Genomic DNA, 15985 nt, shown 5'->3' with positions numbered 1-15985 from the left:
CTACACAAAAAACGGTACAATGTTCAACGTTAACTTAGGCTGTGGTTTTTAAAAATAATAATGAAGTATTTCTTATATCTAACGTTGTTAATTTGTTTAAACGTGTGCGCTCAACCAGCCAACAAGAGTATTGCTTTTTACTACTCATCACCTATGCCTCTGGCTGAAATGACCTTTTATTCACGGGTTGTTGTGCAGCCTCAAAACATCACTAAACACGAACTTAATTGGCTTAAAGAGCGCAATATTAGCGTATACGCTTATTTGAGTGTGGGAGAATCATTTACTGAGAATGAGTCGTCAGTAGCAAAAAACCCACATTGGAATAGTCATATTGCTGATTTAACTACTGAGCATTGGCAACAACATCTGCAAAAACAAGCCAATGAGTTACAACAGCGTGGCTTTAACGGCTTATTTTTAGATACGCTCGATAGCTACCAATTATTAAAGCCTGATTACAATAAAGCGGCTCAACAAGCGGGGCTAGTGAATATTATTAAAGGTTTGTCGAGTACTTTTAATAAACACTTAATCTTAAACAGAGGGTTTGAGTTACTGCCAAAACTTAGCGGTTACGCCTCTGATTTAGTCGCCGAAGGGCTATTTAGCCACTTTAACCCTATCGATAACAGTTACAAACTCACCACTGAGAACGATCAAAATTGGTTAAATAACCAGTTACATATAGCGCAAGCGCTAGGCTTTAACGTACAGGTAATTGACTACGCCAAACCACAGCAGCGCCTTGCAATGGCAAAACAAATTAGTGATCAAGGCTATGCACCTTGGGTTACTGATGGGCACCTTCAAACTTGGGGGACATCAAGCATCCAGCCTGTGCCTAGGCGTATACTCATTCCGTATAACAGCAACGTAAAGCCACTTATATACACCACGGTGCATTTAAAACTTGCTACCATGATTGAATATTTAGGCTATATACCCGATTACATCGATGTAGCAAACACGCCTCTACCTAAAGTAGATACTAGTATTCATGCTGGCATTATCTCTTGGACCACAAGTGATCAATTTTATAATACACAGGTTACAGAGTGGCTAGAAAGTAACTTAGCCGTGGTACCACAACTGATTCTTGGCGAACTTCCACCTTCAAATAAATTATTGCAAAGTTTAGGGGTAGAAACCCTAAATGCTAGCTCAAGTGGGCCTTATAAACTGGCTGCTATGGCGCCTTGGCTAAAAGGTGAGTCAACCTCTGCGCCCGCTATTGTAAAACCCTATTTGTTAACACTTGCAGCGAATGCGCAATCATTAATATCAATACACGCTGAAGATGGCACTACCCTAATCCAAGGAAGTAAAACTAAATACGGCGCACTCATCGCCGCACCTTGGCTTATAGATACATTGCCTATGGAGGGCAGTAACTGGGTGGTAGACCCCAAAGCACTGTTGACTAAGGCCATGGGCCTTGCGCCTATACCTGCCCCTGATACAACGACATTAAGCGGTCGGCGTATGCTGACACTTCATATTGATGGCGACGGTTTCACGAGCATTGCGCATTTTGCAGGTAAGCCTTATGCTGCAGAAGTTGTACGTGATGAAGTTATTAAAAAGTACAAGCTGCCATTAACCTCCTCTATTATACAGGCCGACATTGAACCTAACGGATTACACGCTGCAGACAGCCCAAAGCTTGAAAAAATAGCTAAAGAAATTTTTGCACTTCCTTATGTAGAAGTTGCCTCACACACCTACAGCCACCCCTACTTTTGGACGGCCTTATCTGGCAGAAAAGAAATAGACAAAGATGACACCGACTACGGTTTTCATTTAGATGTACCAGGTTATGACGCCATCGATTTAAATAAAGAAATAACTGGCTCTATAAATTACATTAATGAGCGGCTCGCACCCAAAAACAAAAAAACCGTGATGATGTTATGGTCGGGTGATGCGACCCCTGGGCCTAAAGCGCTTGAGCTTGCACGAAACGCGGGAGTAATTAACGTAAATGGCGGAAATACCGACGTAAATGCTGATAACCCAAGCTTGTCGCACATCTCGCCTATTGGCCGACCTGAGCGAGATTTGCTGTATCAAATATACGCTCCTATTTTAAATGAAAATGTTTACACCAATTTATGGCACGGCCCCTATTATGGTTTTAAACGACTAGTAGAGACATTTGAAATAACCGAAAAACCATACAGGTTAAAGCCTTACACCATTTACTTTCATTTTTATTCTGGCGAGGTGCCAGCGGGGCTTGACGCGCTGCATTACAATATTGATTACGTATTAGCCAGAGAAAATACCCCTGTGCATTTGAGTCAATATGCACGTATTGCCAAAGATTTTTATTTTTCTGCGCTTGCTAAAAATACGCGTGGCGAATGGCTATTTAGCTCTAAATATATAAAAACGCTGCGCTTGCCTACTATTTTTGATGTGCCCAACATGACTAACAGCCAAGGTGTTTTAGGGGTAACTGCACAAGGCGATTATATTCATGTAGGCAATGGAATAGCCACAATCAACTTTGATCATACAACGCCTGATAACCAACCTTATTTACTCTCTGCTAATGTGATGTTTAATCATTGGCAGGTAAACGGCCCTGTAAGCTTTAAAGCGTGGATTGAGGCTAAAATTGCGCTTAAAAATGCCCAAAACTGTCAATTTATTTCCCATATGGGTAAGCGTTATAGCGGAAAAACCTTAGGCAATACAACGCAGTTTACATTGCCTGCTGGCGAATTTTATGGCTATTTAAACTGCGCTACAAGGGCTCAATAATGAATAACAAAAAGCGCCCTCACTTAGTATCAGTTAAAACCATTTTAATTATATTGGCGGTTAGTTGTTTTTCGCTTTACGCGCTGTTTCCGCACACCTTATTTTTTGAAGATGACTCGTTATCGCAAGATTATACCTTTGAAAAAACCTACTTAAATGCCGCCTTAAGCACCGACCCTAATAACGAAAAACTACGCGCAAAAAAAATAGCGATTCACCTAGGCTTAAATGAATATTCAGAGGCGACTAATGAGCTTGAAAAGCTCCCTAAAAGCGATAAAAAAACTGAACTAGAAATTAAACTTTTATACGCACTATGGGTTGATAGCGGCGCTAAACAAGATGACCGCTTTGAAGAACTCACGCTTAAACTAGCGGCATTTAAGCACTGGGATAAACAGTTATTAAATATAGCCAAAGCAACAGGCCTCAATGCTCACGTGGCGCAGTATTATCAGCAGCATGCGCAGCCATTATTAGCCGCTGATTTTTGGCTAGGTGCAGGTGAGCCTGGCAAAGCACTCGCTATTTATAAAACCCACATAAATGCTGATGTAGCTCAAAAAGCCATTGACACAGCACTGGGCGCTAACAACCCAAAGCAAGCCTACACATGGTGGAAAAAATACGGTGATACCGCTAATACCGAGCGTACATTATATTATGCAAGCTTAGCGGGTGATGATGCTGCAGCTTTAAAAGCAGCTGAAACCCTATTAAAAGCTCAGCCCAATAACAGCGAATATTTAACCAAAGCCATGCATTTACGCTTAGCTAATGGCGATGCGCCAGGGGCTGAGCAATTAATCGCAAAGTTATTACGTAAAACACCTAATGATAAAGCGCTGAGGCTCTTAAATTGGAAAATTATGCGCTGGCAAAATAAACCAAAGCAGGCCCTTAAAGAATTTAAATGGTTAATGGCTAATAAGGCCGTTGATGTAGCTATGCTGACCGATAGTATTAATGACGCCAACGCACTTTACTTGTACCAAGATGCCAACGACATATACGAATATAAAGCACAAAACAGGCAACTCAAAGGCAATGGATTTGCAAAATGGATGCAAACCAACGAATTTATTGGTAACGCAAAACAAGAGCTTAATCATATTGAGCGCTATGAGCAGATAAACGGTAAAACAGCACTTTCTCAATTTTGGAAAGCCAAGGTGTTACACGATACCGGTAATTTAGCTGGATTAAGAGCCTTGTGGCCTCACTACGCAGGGCCAAAAAACGAAGAAGATTTACTCTGGCTTGCAAGAGCACATTGGTTAAACAATGACTTTACAACGGCTTTGGCCGTTTTAAAACAAAAAGCACGCAGTAACGATGATGAGTTTTGGAGTGCACGTGTTGATATGGCTATGCGTGTGAACGATGAGCAAGAAGAGTTATACGCCTTAGAGCAATTAAAAAATATTAGCCCACTGAGTGTAGGCGATATGCTGCATTATCAGCAGTTAAAATTTGCCGACAACCCACAAGGTTTATTAAATTACCTATGGCAGCAAACACCACTGACCGATAGACAGCTTATACAAATCACTTTATTAAGTACGCAAATTGGCGATGAAAAGTATGTCACACGTATTCATCAAGCACTTGAAAAACAGCGATACAATAAAGCGCTTTACCCTGCATGGTTAATCTTATCAAACTGGTACCAAAACCAAAGTGACTTAAACTACGCGTACACAACACTTAACCGTGCAGCAAAGCTAAGCGAATACAATCCCGATGTAGTACTGGCGCAAGGCTGGCTTGCATTACAAATGCACGACACTATTATGATTAAGCGTATTTTAGCTAACTACTCAAGCAATGACCCCAACCGAGATTGGGCACAATTACTGGCGAGTTTGTCTATTCATCAAAAAGCCTTTAATAGTGCTTATTTTTATCTGCGCCAATTAGCCATTAGTAATCCACGGGATTTAACCACTTTAGTAAATTTAGCCGATGTGATGAACCAATTGGGTTACTACGCTAATGCCAGCGAACTTAAACATTATTTATTAAACCATTTACCAAAAGACAAATACGCATACCGAGGTTTAATGATCCAATGGGCAGGCGCAATGGCCGTGCCCCATTTACGCCAATTTAGCAGTTTAGATGACATAGCGCCTGAGGCGATAAACAACGAAACCGCTAACTGGTGGCTAGCTAGACGCGCAGCACAAAAACTTGAGCCATGGCAAAAGTTGCAATTAGCTATGAGCAATGGCGAGTTTAATAAAGTAAAGGCACTTGTAAATACGCAAACGTTAGGCAAAGTAGATGAGCTAAGCGCCTTACTTTATTTAAGGCAGCCTTATGCAACTATGCAGCGTTGGTATGAGGAATTAACACACGAGCCCAGCGAGGCTGAAACATCTTTATTACGTAATGCCCGTACTAGTTACTTTAGAGCGCTAGAGATTAACCTATCCCCTGAGGCCGGTTTAAACACTAGCCAGTACGATGTAAATGTTTACTTTCCGTATGCCAAAGGGCAATGGAAGCTAAGTATTAGCAATCAACAAAATTTAAATAACAGCGGGTTACTGTTTGCCATTGAAGATAAAATGACGTGGGGCCGGTGGTACTTTGATGCAAAAGTAGACTCGCATCAAGGCAAGTTATTGAGCCGCCAAGGCCTTAGCCTAGATGCGCGCTATCAATGGGACTCCCGCACTCAGCTAGGTGCAAAGCTTGAACATAACGTTGAAAACCGCCAATCCGAGAGTCTGCTAAGCTTTGCCAAATTAAATAAAGCCACGGCTTATATAAATTACGCCATTGATGGACGCCAAAACGTACAGTTATCAGCAGCGGCAATGGCGTTTAAGCGCCGCAGCGATAGCTCAACACTTATAAAAGGGCAAGAATACAATGCCCGCTATCAATACACTATTTTAAGAGATCGCCCTATTTGGAATACTTATTTTAGTGCGCAATGGCAAGACTTTGAACGTACACTCGCCCCTTTAGGTATAGATCAAAGGGCACGGCCGCTACTGATTGATATACAACCTTTTAGACGCTTTGCCATTGGTACTTCGCTTTCATCAAACACAAACTTAGCTCCCCCATATTTGGGTGAAAGCCCTTCATGGCTATTCGACATCAGCACGGGTTATCAAACGTTAAACGATACCCTCGATGTTTCAGTATCAAGTGGTGCAGGCTGGTCAGTGCTTGGAGATGATTTATTTAAATTACAACTGGGTTATCAAAGTAGTAATAAAGTGGGCAACTCAGATACACAATTACAATTAGGCTATTACGTACATTTTTAATGTTAGGAGAGAATATGTTTCGTTTAATCATACCGTGTTTGGTATTAATGCTCAGCGCATGTACCACCAGCCGAGTGGCTGATGATGTTGAGCTGGGACCATCAACTACCGTGGCGCTACTGCCTTTGGTAAACCATGCGCAAACCCCCTTAGCCGGTGAGCGTGCAGAAGATATACTTGCAAGTATTTGGCAGCAAAATAAGCTTCCTAGGTTATTACGTGCACCGCGAAATAACAATAAAGAGCTTCCGCCGCTTGACGATCAATACCGCCTAGATAACGCCATGCAGTGGCTAAACACGCAGCAAACAGACTATGTGTTATCAGGTAGCATTGAAGAATGGCGGTATAAAGCCGGCCTTGATGGTGAGCCTGTTGTTGCACTCACACTTAGCTTAACGGCTACAGGCCAAACAACACCACTTTGGACGGGCACCATAGCCAAAAGTGGCTGGGGTCGTGACAGTATTGCCGCCACAGCACAGGATGTTATTGCCGATTTAATTTCGTACATTGAGGTTAGTGAGTGAAAACACATTTTTTTCGACCAAGAGAGGTCCCTGAGCTACAAATTTGGGCTGAGGTAATTATATTTACCGCGCTTGCAATTGTGCTGCCGGTTATATTTAACGCCGAAGACCCCTTTTGGACGGAAAAAGGGTTTTCGTGGCCGGTACTCGGGCCACTGTTAGTAGCTTTGCGCTATGGTTTTTCAAAAGGTTTTATAAGCATATTATGTTTATTAGCAGGGCAATTATTGCTAAGTAAAAGCGATGTGTTAGCGCAACCAAACGAATTTAATATTAACGCCATGATTGGTTATTTAATTGTTATTATGATTGCAGGCGAATTCAGAGACATATGGGAGCGCACTAATCAACAGCAAAGTATTGAGCTTGAATATGTAACTAACCGATTAGAAACCTTTACCCGCCAATACCATTTAATTAACTCATCCCACGATCGGATTGAGCAAATGTTAGCAGGCCATACTCTTAGCCTACGCGAATCACTTCAAGCAGTGCGTACCGTAATAGGGCAATTATCACAAAGACGCTTAGACAGTGCAGCAACGAGCATTTTAAACTTATTTGTTGAATATGGCTCACTCGAAAAAGCCGCCCTTTATAAAGTAGAAAACAACATCATAATAGAGCAGCCATTAGCAAGCATAGGTGCTATAGGGGAGCTAAAGATGGAAGACCCCCTTATAAAAGCTATGTTTGAAGAGCGCGAACTGGTTTCAGTCAAAGAGGTTAAAAATAAATTTAGCCAATACCACATTGCTATCCCACTGGTTGATGTTAACAACACTATTTACGGGGTAATTTTGGTACAAAGTATTCAATTCTTTGCACTTAAAAACACCACTCTCACTTTGCTTGCTGTTATGGCTGGTAATATTGGTGACCTGCTGCGTCATGAAATTACCAACCCGGTAATGACCCCGCAAGAAACCCCTTACTTTGTAAAGCAGTTACGCAGAGCGAATAAAGAAGCTAAGCGTTATAACATTCCATCGCAGCTTCTTAAACTAAAGGCACTGCAAACAAGTGAAGAGTCACGCCAGTTACTCGATTATTTAAGTGAAGCACGCAGAGGCCTAGATATTTACCTGTACGATAGTGCAAACCACACGCTATTACTACTTATGCCGATGGCAAACGAGCTGGATAAAAGTGGCTTTATATCGCGTATTAATACTTGGTGTATTGAACACTTTGGAAAAAACGTTGAGCAGTTAGAAATTAAAATTGAAGAACAAATGGCGCTGCCAATAAGCAGCGAACACATCGCTAAGTTAGTTGCACCTCATGATTAAAATTATTGTTGCCGCTTTTATTGGCTGTTTATGTGAATACTTTGCGTTTGCGCATATTTTAGATGCCCCTAACTGGCTTTTGATTGTTTTACTGCATGGCATTGCTAGCTTGTGCTTTACCTTTGTAAGCCATGCTTTTATACCTAACAAATACAAAACCACTTTAAAAAGTGGCTCGGCACTATTATTTTTGTTGCTATTTACCTTACCTGTATTTGGTATTTTAGGGGTGGTATTCGCCATTACTTTTGCCCTTAGTAAACCACTTAAAAACAACAACATTGATATTGTAGAGCACAAAGTTCCTGCCCTGCCCTTTGAGGCAAGAAGTGTCTCAGCAACACCTATTTACTCTATGGGTGGACTAAAAGCTATTTTAAAACATGCCAGTGAGCCTAATAAACGCTTAAGTGCAGTAATGGCTGCAAGGCACATGAGTGATGCCCAAGCTATTCCTATCTTAAAACTGGCTTTAAAAGATTTAGAAGATGATATTCGCTTACTTGCCTATTCAACGCTTGATGGCAAAGAAACGAAATTGAACGAAAAAATAAGCCAGTGCCAACACGCCATTGCCAATACCACGCACCAACCTAGTTTAAGCAACCTGCAACGCCAACAAGCGGAGCTTTATTGGGAGCTTAGTTACTTAGGCTTAGCACAAGGCGCGCTTAAAAAATACGTACTAGAAAAAGCAGAAACACTAACCTTAACAAGTATGAAGTTTGACCCAAAACCAGCTAGCTATGTATTTTTAGGGCGTATTCAACTTGCGCTGGGTAAATTAAATGAAGCGCAGCATAGCTTAACGTTGGCTAGTCAATTAGGTATGGCCAGACGCCATGTATTGCCCTATAAAGCCGAAGTCGCCTTTGGCTTACATAATTACACAGACTGTCAGCGCTACCTTGAAGAACTAGCACTACAGCCTAAAGGCTCTGAGTTACGCCATTTGCAGGAGTATTGGCATGAGTGAAAAAAAAGCTGACATTCTACTCTTACTTGAAGGCACTTACCCCTATGTTCGGGGCGGCGTATCGAGCTGGGTACATCAAATAATAGAAGGCCTGCCTCACTATAACTTTGAACTCGTGTTTGTTGGTGGTGCACCCGAACACTACGGCGATATTCAATACACCTTACCTAGTAATGTGACTAAATTACATGTGCATTATTTAGTAACGCAACACACTACAAAAATAAAAGCTAAGCATGGCGTTAAATATAAAAAAGAACTGTTTGATTTTTGGCAGCAGCTGCAAGGGTATTTCCGCGACTGTAAAGACCCTATACCCACAGAGCTGCTAAAGTTTGCCTTTGAAAACCTAGCTAAAAAAAAGGGGATAAACGAAGCTGATTTTTTATATAGCGAATCGTCGTGGCAGGTGCTTGCAAACTATTATTTAACCTATTGCGATGAATCGTCATTTATCGACTTTTTTTGGTCGTACAGAAACTTATACAAACCGCTGTTTAAAATAGCTGAAATAGCCCGCTCACTTCCCGATGTTAAGCTTATTCATTCTATTTCGACAGGTTATGCAGGTATATTGGGCGCAGGCGCAAGCGTTATACATAACACACCATTTTTGCTTACCGAGCACGGTATTTACACTAAAGAACGTAAAATAGATTTAATACAAGCCAGCTGGATAAAAGAGTCTGAGCAAAGCCTAGGTAAAAACCTAAATACTGAAATGGGCTTTATTCGCCGGATGTGGATCAGCTTTTTTGAACAAATTGGCCGCACTACTTATCATCAAGCAGATAAAATAATCTCGCTTTATGAGGGTAACAGACAAAGGCAAATTAAAGATGGCGCCAATGCAAATAAAGCCTCGGTAGTGCCTAATGGTATAAAAACAAAACGCTTTATTGATGCGCTTAACGAAAGGCCGGCATCGGTCCCTATGGTGGTTGGATTGATTGGCCGTGTAGTACCAATTAAAGATATTAAAACCTTTGTTCGTGCCATTAAAGAGGTTCAAGCTGAGTTACCAGACATAGAAGGCTGGATCATAGGTCCCTATGAAGAAGACCCACAGTATTATAAAGAGTGCCAGTTACTCGTAAGCAGCCTAGATTTAAGCAAAAACATTACGTTTACCGGCATGCAAAACATCGCTGAAATACTCCCAAAACTAGGGATTGTCGCGTTAACCTCAATATCTGAAGCGCAACCATTAGTGCTGCTTGAAGCAATGGCAGCAGGCGTACCTGTTCTTGCAAGTGACGTGGGCTCGTGCCGAGAAATAATAGAGGGAGGAAGCGAGGAAGATAAAGCGCTTGGTAAAGCGGGCGAAGTGGTGTCTATTGCCTCACCTAGCGAAACGGCACAGCAAATAATCACCATTTTACAAAACGAGCAAACGTGGTACCAGTACCAACAAAGTGGTCTCAACCGTGTTAATACATACTACGATGAAAGCCACATGTTTGCCCGTTACGATAAACTTTACAAGGATACAATCGCATGGCCGGAATAGGTTTTGAGATACGTAAAATTCTCAAAAAAAATACCCTACTCTCTGTTTTTGAAGCCTACGGTTACGCAGGATTAATTGGCTCGGGACCTTGGCTGCTTTCTATTATTGCGCTCATGCTCATTGGCATTTTAAGCTTAGGTGTCGTGCTGCCTAAAGTATTAATTATTCAATTTTTAACGCTCATTACCTATATGATGGCAGCGTCTCTTATATTAACTGGCGGACTGCAGTTGTTATTAACGCGCTTTGTTGCCGATCTGTTTTTTGAAAAAAAGGATGAGCAAGTACTGCCTAACTTACTGGGTGCACAACTAGTCACAACAATTGCGGCATTGCTTATTGGGTTAGCCGTTTGGCCAATACTACCGCTGCCTGTTGTGACTAAAATAATAATTTTAGGGGCGTTTGTTAGCTTATGTAACCAATGGCTGGGCGCTATATTTTTGTCGGGAATGAAGGAATACCGACTTATTTTAGTAACCATGTTAAGCGGTTATAGCTTTATGGTGTTACTGGCGTTTTTACTACGCGACTGGCAAATAGATGGACTATTTTTTGCGTTTTTTGCCGGCGAAGCGCTGCTGTTTTTTAGCTTTTTATTTATGATTATTCGCCGCTATCCCGGTGGTAAACTCATTAGTTTTGATTTTTTAAACAATAAAAAAGTGTATTATAGCCTCTTTTTTTGTGGGCTCTTTTACAACATAGGCGTGTGGGCCGATAAAATTATTTTTTGGTACTCCCCCGCTACCTCTATTCAAATTATAGGCACATTAAGAGCAAGCCCTATTTACGACTTACCTATATTTTTAGCCTATTTAACCATTATTCCTGGGATGGCGGTATTTTTAGTCAGAATGGAAACCGACTTTGTAGAACAATACGACCGTTTTTATACCGCCATTAGAGGTGGCTCATCGCTTGAAGAAATTTTTTACCTAAAAGATAAAATGGTGCAAACAGCACAAGGCGGCCTTTACGATATATTTAAAATCCAAGGTATCACCGTTGCGTGCTTATTACTGTGGGGCGAGCAAATACTGAGCTTTATCGGCATAGACCCTAACTACAAAACACTGCTATTTATTGATGTGGTAGGCGTAGGTGTTCAGGTAATATTTTTATCTATTTTAAATATTTTATTTTACTTAGATAAGCGTGCCACAGTATTATTTTTGTCTGGGTTATTTTTGTTTATCAATATCGTATTTACGATTGCCTCAATTGCATTAGGGCCACAGTTTTATGGTTACGGTTTTGCGCTCTCGACCATAATTACTTCAGTAGTTGGCCTGTATTGGCTATCAAAACAATTTGAAGAGCTCGAATACGAAACTTTTATGCTGCAGTAGAGGCGCAGTACCATTAATGGTAACTTATAAAATGAAAGCTAACTTTAATTAAAAAGGATTTATATTTAATGAAAAAAGGAATTACCACGCGCTTTAATATCGTTGCAACCATAGCTTTATGGGCTATAAACTTGTTGACTACGTTAATGACGTTTGATGTAGGGAATACCTATCAAACGAATAGCCTCATTGATATTTATATACACACATTCCAAGTAAAAATGGCGTTACTGCTAGCAATGTGGATTATAAGCGCCTGTATTTTGTCAGCACTATTTAAAGAAGTTTGGAACCGTTTAATTTCAGATATTTTCAACGTTCGCTTAATTGATTTTAGAGAATCGTATACCTTGAGTATCTTGATAACGTGGCTGTTATTAAGCTAAAAGTTTGTCACTCTTGTATTGAACAAATTACTAAATTAAATAAACAAATAATATTTAGCGTTGGTTGGATCAGTGTTGGCAGTATATGTTACCAACACTTTTTTATACGCGTGGATAAAAGCACGTAAAACTTACTTCATACATACACGACTACTTACTTACCCAGCGCGCTTTAAAACCACGCGTATCAACATGTATAAATGCGCCTCTGTGCGACTTAGGCCCATAAATACCTAATCCACCCAGTAAACCTTTAAATGACTCTCGCTTAGCGAGCGACTCAACTATACTAGCCATAGTTTGTGCATCGCCAATAGAGTGCTTGCCATCGTTGTTTATATCATCCATACGGTAGTCGCCATCGTTATCTATAAATATATCGGCAGCGTCGCCAAACACATGGCGGCTAAGTTTTACGTTACCAATAGCTTTATTGTAATAAGGGGTGCGGTAGCCGCTCATTACCACCATATTTTTAACTGGTATGTTTTCTAAAATCAGTTCTTTGCGTATTTTTTCAAGTTTAAGTAACAACTTGTTTTGTAAAAATAAGTATTTAGGGTGCTTACTTCGTTGCTTACTCACAAATTCTTTAAGAGAAAAATGCGGTGATATTTTTACATTTTCGTTCTCTGGGGTCACCTTTACAAAACCATCGGGCACTACGTAATGCTTACTATCTTTAATTTGTGAGGGCGTTGGGTAATGGCCAATATGGTAATATTTAAGCTTTCCACCTTGTACTTCATCTGCAGGTACTTTAACAAACACGTTAATTGTCATGCGTTGCTTTTTGTCGGGGGATTCAATAATTACCCGTGTTAAGCCAGGCTTTTTAGGCGCCTGCCACTGCCAGCGGTTTGTATCAGTTAAGGTGGCGTTGCTATGGTTATTAATAAATGAATAGGGTTGTTTTGATTGTGCATATAGCACTTCAAACTCAACTGCCTCATTAGGCATCACAAATACAGAAAACACCGAATACGGCATTACTATGTCGTTAATTTTTAGGCTAAATTCTGCATCTTCAAAATTTACTTTATTTTGAATATCAACGCTTGGGTGTGTTTTTTTCAAGGGCTCGGCGGCATGACTAACTACGCTTACACATAGCACCAATACGCACCCTAAAATCCACGGTATAAACGGCATAAATCCTCTCATAGTCTATTTTATCAATGCAGCAATAACTGACTGTTCTTCGTTTTTAAGTAATGCTTTTGTGTCATGTTGATAAATATCATCTCTAAAATTAACGAGCATGTCTTCACCAACCCACGCAGTCCAATACACCAAATGAATAGGTAAGGGCTCATTTAAATAAAATGTTTGTGTGGTATCGGTGTCTCTAGCTTTATCCACTTGTTTAAGGGTTTGCTCTTCACCTTGGTGCTTAATTATTTCACGCGCCAATGAAAATGGCTCTTCAACCCTTATACAACCATGTGATAACGCACGCTGCACTTGGTTAAACCGCTGCTTTGCTGGCGTATCGTGAACATAAATGGCTTCAGGGTTTGGAAACAAATACTTTACTTCACCAAGTGGGTTTTCATCCCCTGCACGCTTTACTAAAAAGTGATCAAACTGATAAGGCTTAACAGCCTGCCAATCAATATTACTGGGGTTAACTGTATTAGAATCTAGGTAGCTGTTTTTTCTAACTTCAATATTATTTTTAGCAAGGTACTGAGGATCTTTTGCCACCTTTGGTGCTATTTCTTTGGTTGCAATAGAGGTTGGTATGCGCCACTGGGGGTTTACTACAAACTTTTCGATTTCGTCACTAAAGGCGGGGGTTTCCCAACTCGGCTTACCCACTATAACGTTATTTTGCAGTTTTACTTCGCCCGCTTTTACATAGCGTAATGTGTACTCAGGTATATTTACATATACATACTGCGAATCACTTGCGCCTGCGAAGTTAGTTATGCGGTAAAAGTTAAGCTTTAATTTAGCCAGCTTTTCCTTAGCGGGTACATTAAGCTTAGCTAAAGTACGCTTTCCTACTCGCCCATCGACCTTTAAACCGTGGCGACGCTGAAACTGTTGCACAGCCTGCTCAATGGTTTTATCAAATGTGCACACTACGGTGTCACAAACATTGCGGGTTAAGTCACGCTCTTGATACAAACGCATCGCTAACTGACTCACCGCTTTGCTGGTGCTGCCTAGTTCAAGTAACTCATTGGTGTATAAAGGGGTAAAGCCGCCACTGTTAACTATTTCTGTGTACCAGTTAATTGCTTTCTCCGTGCGCGCTATTAACTGTGCTGCATTTTGATCAAAATAATATTCGCCATTTTGCAATTGTTGTTGCGAGTTGTATGTGGTTAATGATGAATTGGCAAGCGCCACACTTTCAAGTTCTGCACTACCTAGCGCTTGCCCTGTTAGTATGGTGCTAACGCAGCCTGCAAGTGTAGCGTGTAACGTTATGTGTTTTATCTTTGTAGACAATGCATTTGAAATTAACCCCTTCACTTTGTACCTCCTCGCTAAATATCATTGATAAATGCTGTTGTACTTACTGCTTAACAGTAATAGGAAGGTGCAATGCTGGTGCCTCATTAGAATAAAAACACAAAGCATTGAAATTAATAACTTTTTGAACTTTTACATGATGATATTAAAATACCTCAACTAGACAATTATGTAATTTGGTTGCTGTAGTGTGTAAAGTTGCTACAGCAATTAGTCTTTTAAAAAAGCTAAAAAGCCACGTTCATATCGACTCAAGTATTTTGTTTTTCGCGGTAGAGAGAATGACTCTCGCCACGCTGTTTGGGTTTTTTCATCCTCTTTACACAAGGCAATTAAATCCGGGTGAACATACGATTTACGGGCAATAGCTGGCGTGTTACCTAATTGCTCAGACACGCTCTCGAGCATACTTTTTAAACTAAGTGCACCTTTTGCTTTTACAAGCTGTTTAAAGGCAATAACACTGGCTCGCCAGGTTCTAAAGTGCTTAGCGCTAAAGTCCTCACCCATTATTTGTTGAATATACTGGTTAATTTCACTAGAGGTTACGTTTGTGCGCTCTCCATCGCTTATATACTGAAACAAGTGCTGACCGGGTAAATCTTGTAGGTCTTTAATTACATGGCTCAGCACTCTGTCAGTAATGTTTACCTCGCGTTCTTTGCCCGATTTAGCCCGATACCGTAGCTGTATATTTTTACCCGTAAGCTTAGCATGGCGATTGCGCAAGGTTGTGGCGCCAAAGCTTTTGCTTTGCTTTACATTTCGCTCGTTACCTACCCGTAATGCACCTAAATCCATAAGCCTAACTACCGCAGCTAATGTGCGCTCTACGCTGAGCTCATCCCCTTGTAAATCGTTTTCTAAACGGGCACGTAAAAGTGGTAATTTATTTCCAAACACGCCACAAGCTTGGTATTTTTTCGCCTCTTGTTGCGCTCTAAAATTTTCATGGTAACGGTATTGTTTACGGCCTTTACTATCAATCCCGGTTGCTAAAATATGGCCATTTTCTTCAGGGCAAAACCACACATTTTTATAGGCGGGCGGAAACGCTAATGCATTTAAGCGATCAATCACTTTTTGATCGGTAATTTGTTTTCCTATTGGGTCAAAGTACAGCCATGTCTTGTTTTTACGCTTACGAGTTATGCCGGGTAAATTATCATCTACGTAGATTAGTTTCATTTATGTTCCTAGCAACTTAAACCACCATCAATTAATGTATCACTGTAAAATAACCTTAAACTGAACAACGTTATTGATATATAATCAAAAATTGAACAATAATATAAAAATCTGTTTAGTATAAGTACCTTATTTAGCATATAAACAACACTGTGCGGTCTCGTTTAGCCATGCTCATTTTGGTCAAAAAAAATACGGACGATGATAATTC

At 40.6% G+C, this 15985-nt stretch carries 11 protein-coding genes; 8 read left to right on the top strand and 3 right to left on the bottom strand.

What is annotated here, in order from left to right; all coding sequences use genetic code 11:
- The first annotated feature begins 60 nt into the window (after positions 1-60).
- From WDB87_RS07020 to WDB87_RS06985, 8 genes are all read left to right on the top strand, one after another.
- A complete protein-coding gene (locus WDB87_RS07020) occupies positions 61-2769 on the top strand; it encodes an endo alpha-1,4 polygalactosaminidase (protein ID WP_337849441.1) in 2709 nt (902 codons plus the stop codon).
- The gene (locus tag WDB87_RS07015) at positions 2769-6056 is read left to right on the top strand and encodes a tetratricopeptide repeat protein (RefSeq protein ID WP_337849440.1); all 3288 of its coding nucleotides are present in this window, start codon (positions 2769-2771) and stop codon (positions 6054-6056) included. Before WDB87_RS07020 ends, WDB87_RS07015 begins: the two co-directional genes overlap by 1 nt.
- Positions 6057-6070: 14 nt before the next feature.
- Positions 6071-6586, top strand: coding sequence for a protein PelC (locus tag WDB87_RS07010; RefSeq protein WP_286245031.1), 516 nt, complete (start codon positions 6071-6073; stop codon positions 6584-6586).
- Positions 6583-7878 (top strand): PelD GGDEF domain-containing protein, encoded by a 1296-nt coding sequence (locus tag WDB87_RS07005; RefSeq protein WP_286245032.1) that lies wholly within the window; start codon positions 6583-6585, stop codon positions 7876-7878. The genes WDB87_RS07010 and WDB87_RS07005 overlap by 4 nt, the downstream gene beginning before the upstream one ends.
- Complete coding sequence (locus WDB87_RS07000; protein WP_286245033.1) at positions 7871-8854, top strand: HEAT repeat domain-containing protein; 984 nt, start codon at positions 7871-7873, stop codon at positions 8852-8854. The genes WDB87_RS07005 and WDB87_RS07000 overlap by 8 nt, the downstream gene beginning before the upstream one ends.
- On the top strand, positions 8847-10364 hold the full coding sequence (gene pelF, locus WDB87_RS06995; protein ID WP_337849439.1) for a GT4 family glycosyltransferase PelF: 1518 nt from the start codon (positions 8847-8849) through the stop codon (positions 10362-10364). The genes WDB87_RS07000 and pelF overlap by 8 nt, the downstream gene beginning before the upstream one ends.
- Entirely contained in the window at positions 10352-11716 is a 1365-nt protein-coding gene (pelG, locus tag WDB87_RS06990; protein ID WP_337849438.1) for an exopolysaccharide Pel transporter PelG, read from the top strand. Before pelF ends, pelG begins: the two co-directional genes overlap by 13 nt.
- A 68-nt stretch (positions 11717-11784) precedes the next feature.
- Positions 11785-12102 carry a hypothetical protein gene (locus WDB87_RS06985; protein WP_286245036.1) on the top strand — a complete coding sequence of 106 codons (318 nt, stop codon included), beginning with the start codon at positions 11785-11787 and terminating at the stop codon, positions 12100-12102.
- A gap of 150 nt (positions 12103-12252) precedes the next feature.
- Here the strand turns inward: WDB87_RS06985 and WDB87_RS06980 are convergent, their stop codons facing one another.
- The 3 genes from WDB87_RS06980 to WDB87_RS06970 all read right to left on the bottom strand — a co-directional run bounded on the left by WDB87_RS06980 (position 12253) and on the right by WDB87_RS06970 (position 15774).
- A complete protein-coding gene (locus WDB87_RS06980; protein ID WP_337849437.1) occupies positions 12253-13254 on the bottom strand; it encodes a D-Ala-D-Ala carboxypeptidase family metallohydrolase in 1002 nt (333 codons plus the stop codon).
- 15 nt (positions 13255-13269) lie between these two features.
- A complete protein-coding gene (locus WDB87_RS06975; protein WP_337849436.1) occupies positions 13270-14586 on the bottom strand; it encodes a L,D-transpeptidase family protein in 1317 nt (438 codons plus the stop codon).
- Between the two features lie 210 nt (positions 14587-14796).
- A complete protein-coding gene (locus WDB87_RS06970; RefSeq protein ID WP_337849435.1) occupies positions 14797-15774 on the bottom strand; it encodes a DNA topoisomerase IB in 978 nt (325 codons plus the stop codon).
- Between the last annotated feature and the right edge of the window lie 211 nt (positions 15775-15985).

It is taken from the genome of Pseudoalteromonas sp. C12FD-1, from assembly GCF_037414265.1.
Classification (GTDB): domain Bacteria; phylum Pseudomonadota; class Gammaproteobacteria; order Enterobacterales; family Alteromonadaceae; genus Pseudoalteromonas.
This window is presented reverse-complemented; position numbering and strand designations above follow the sequence as displayed.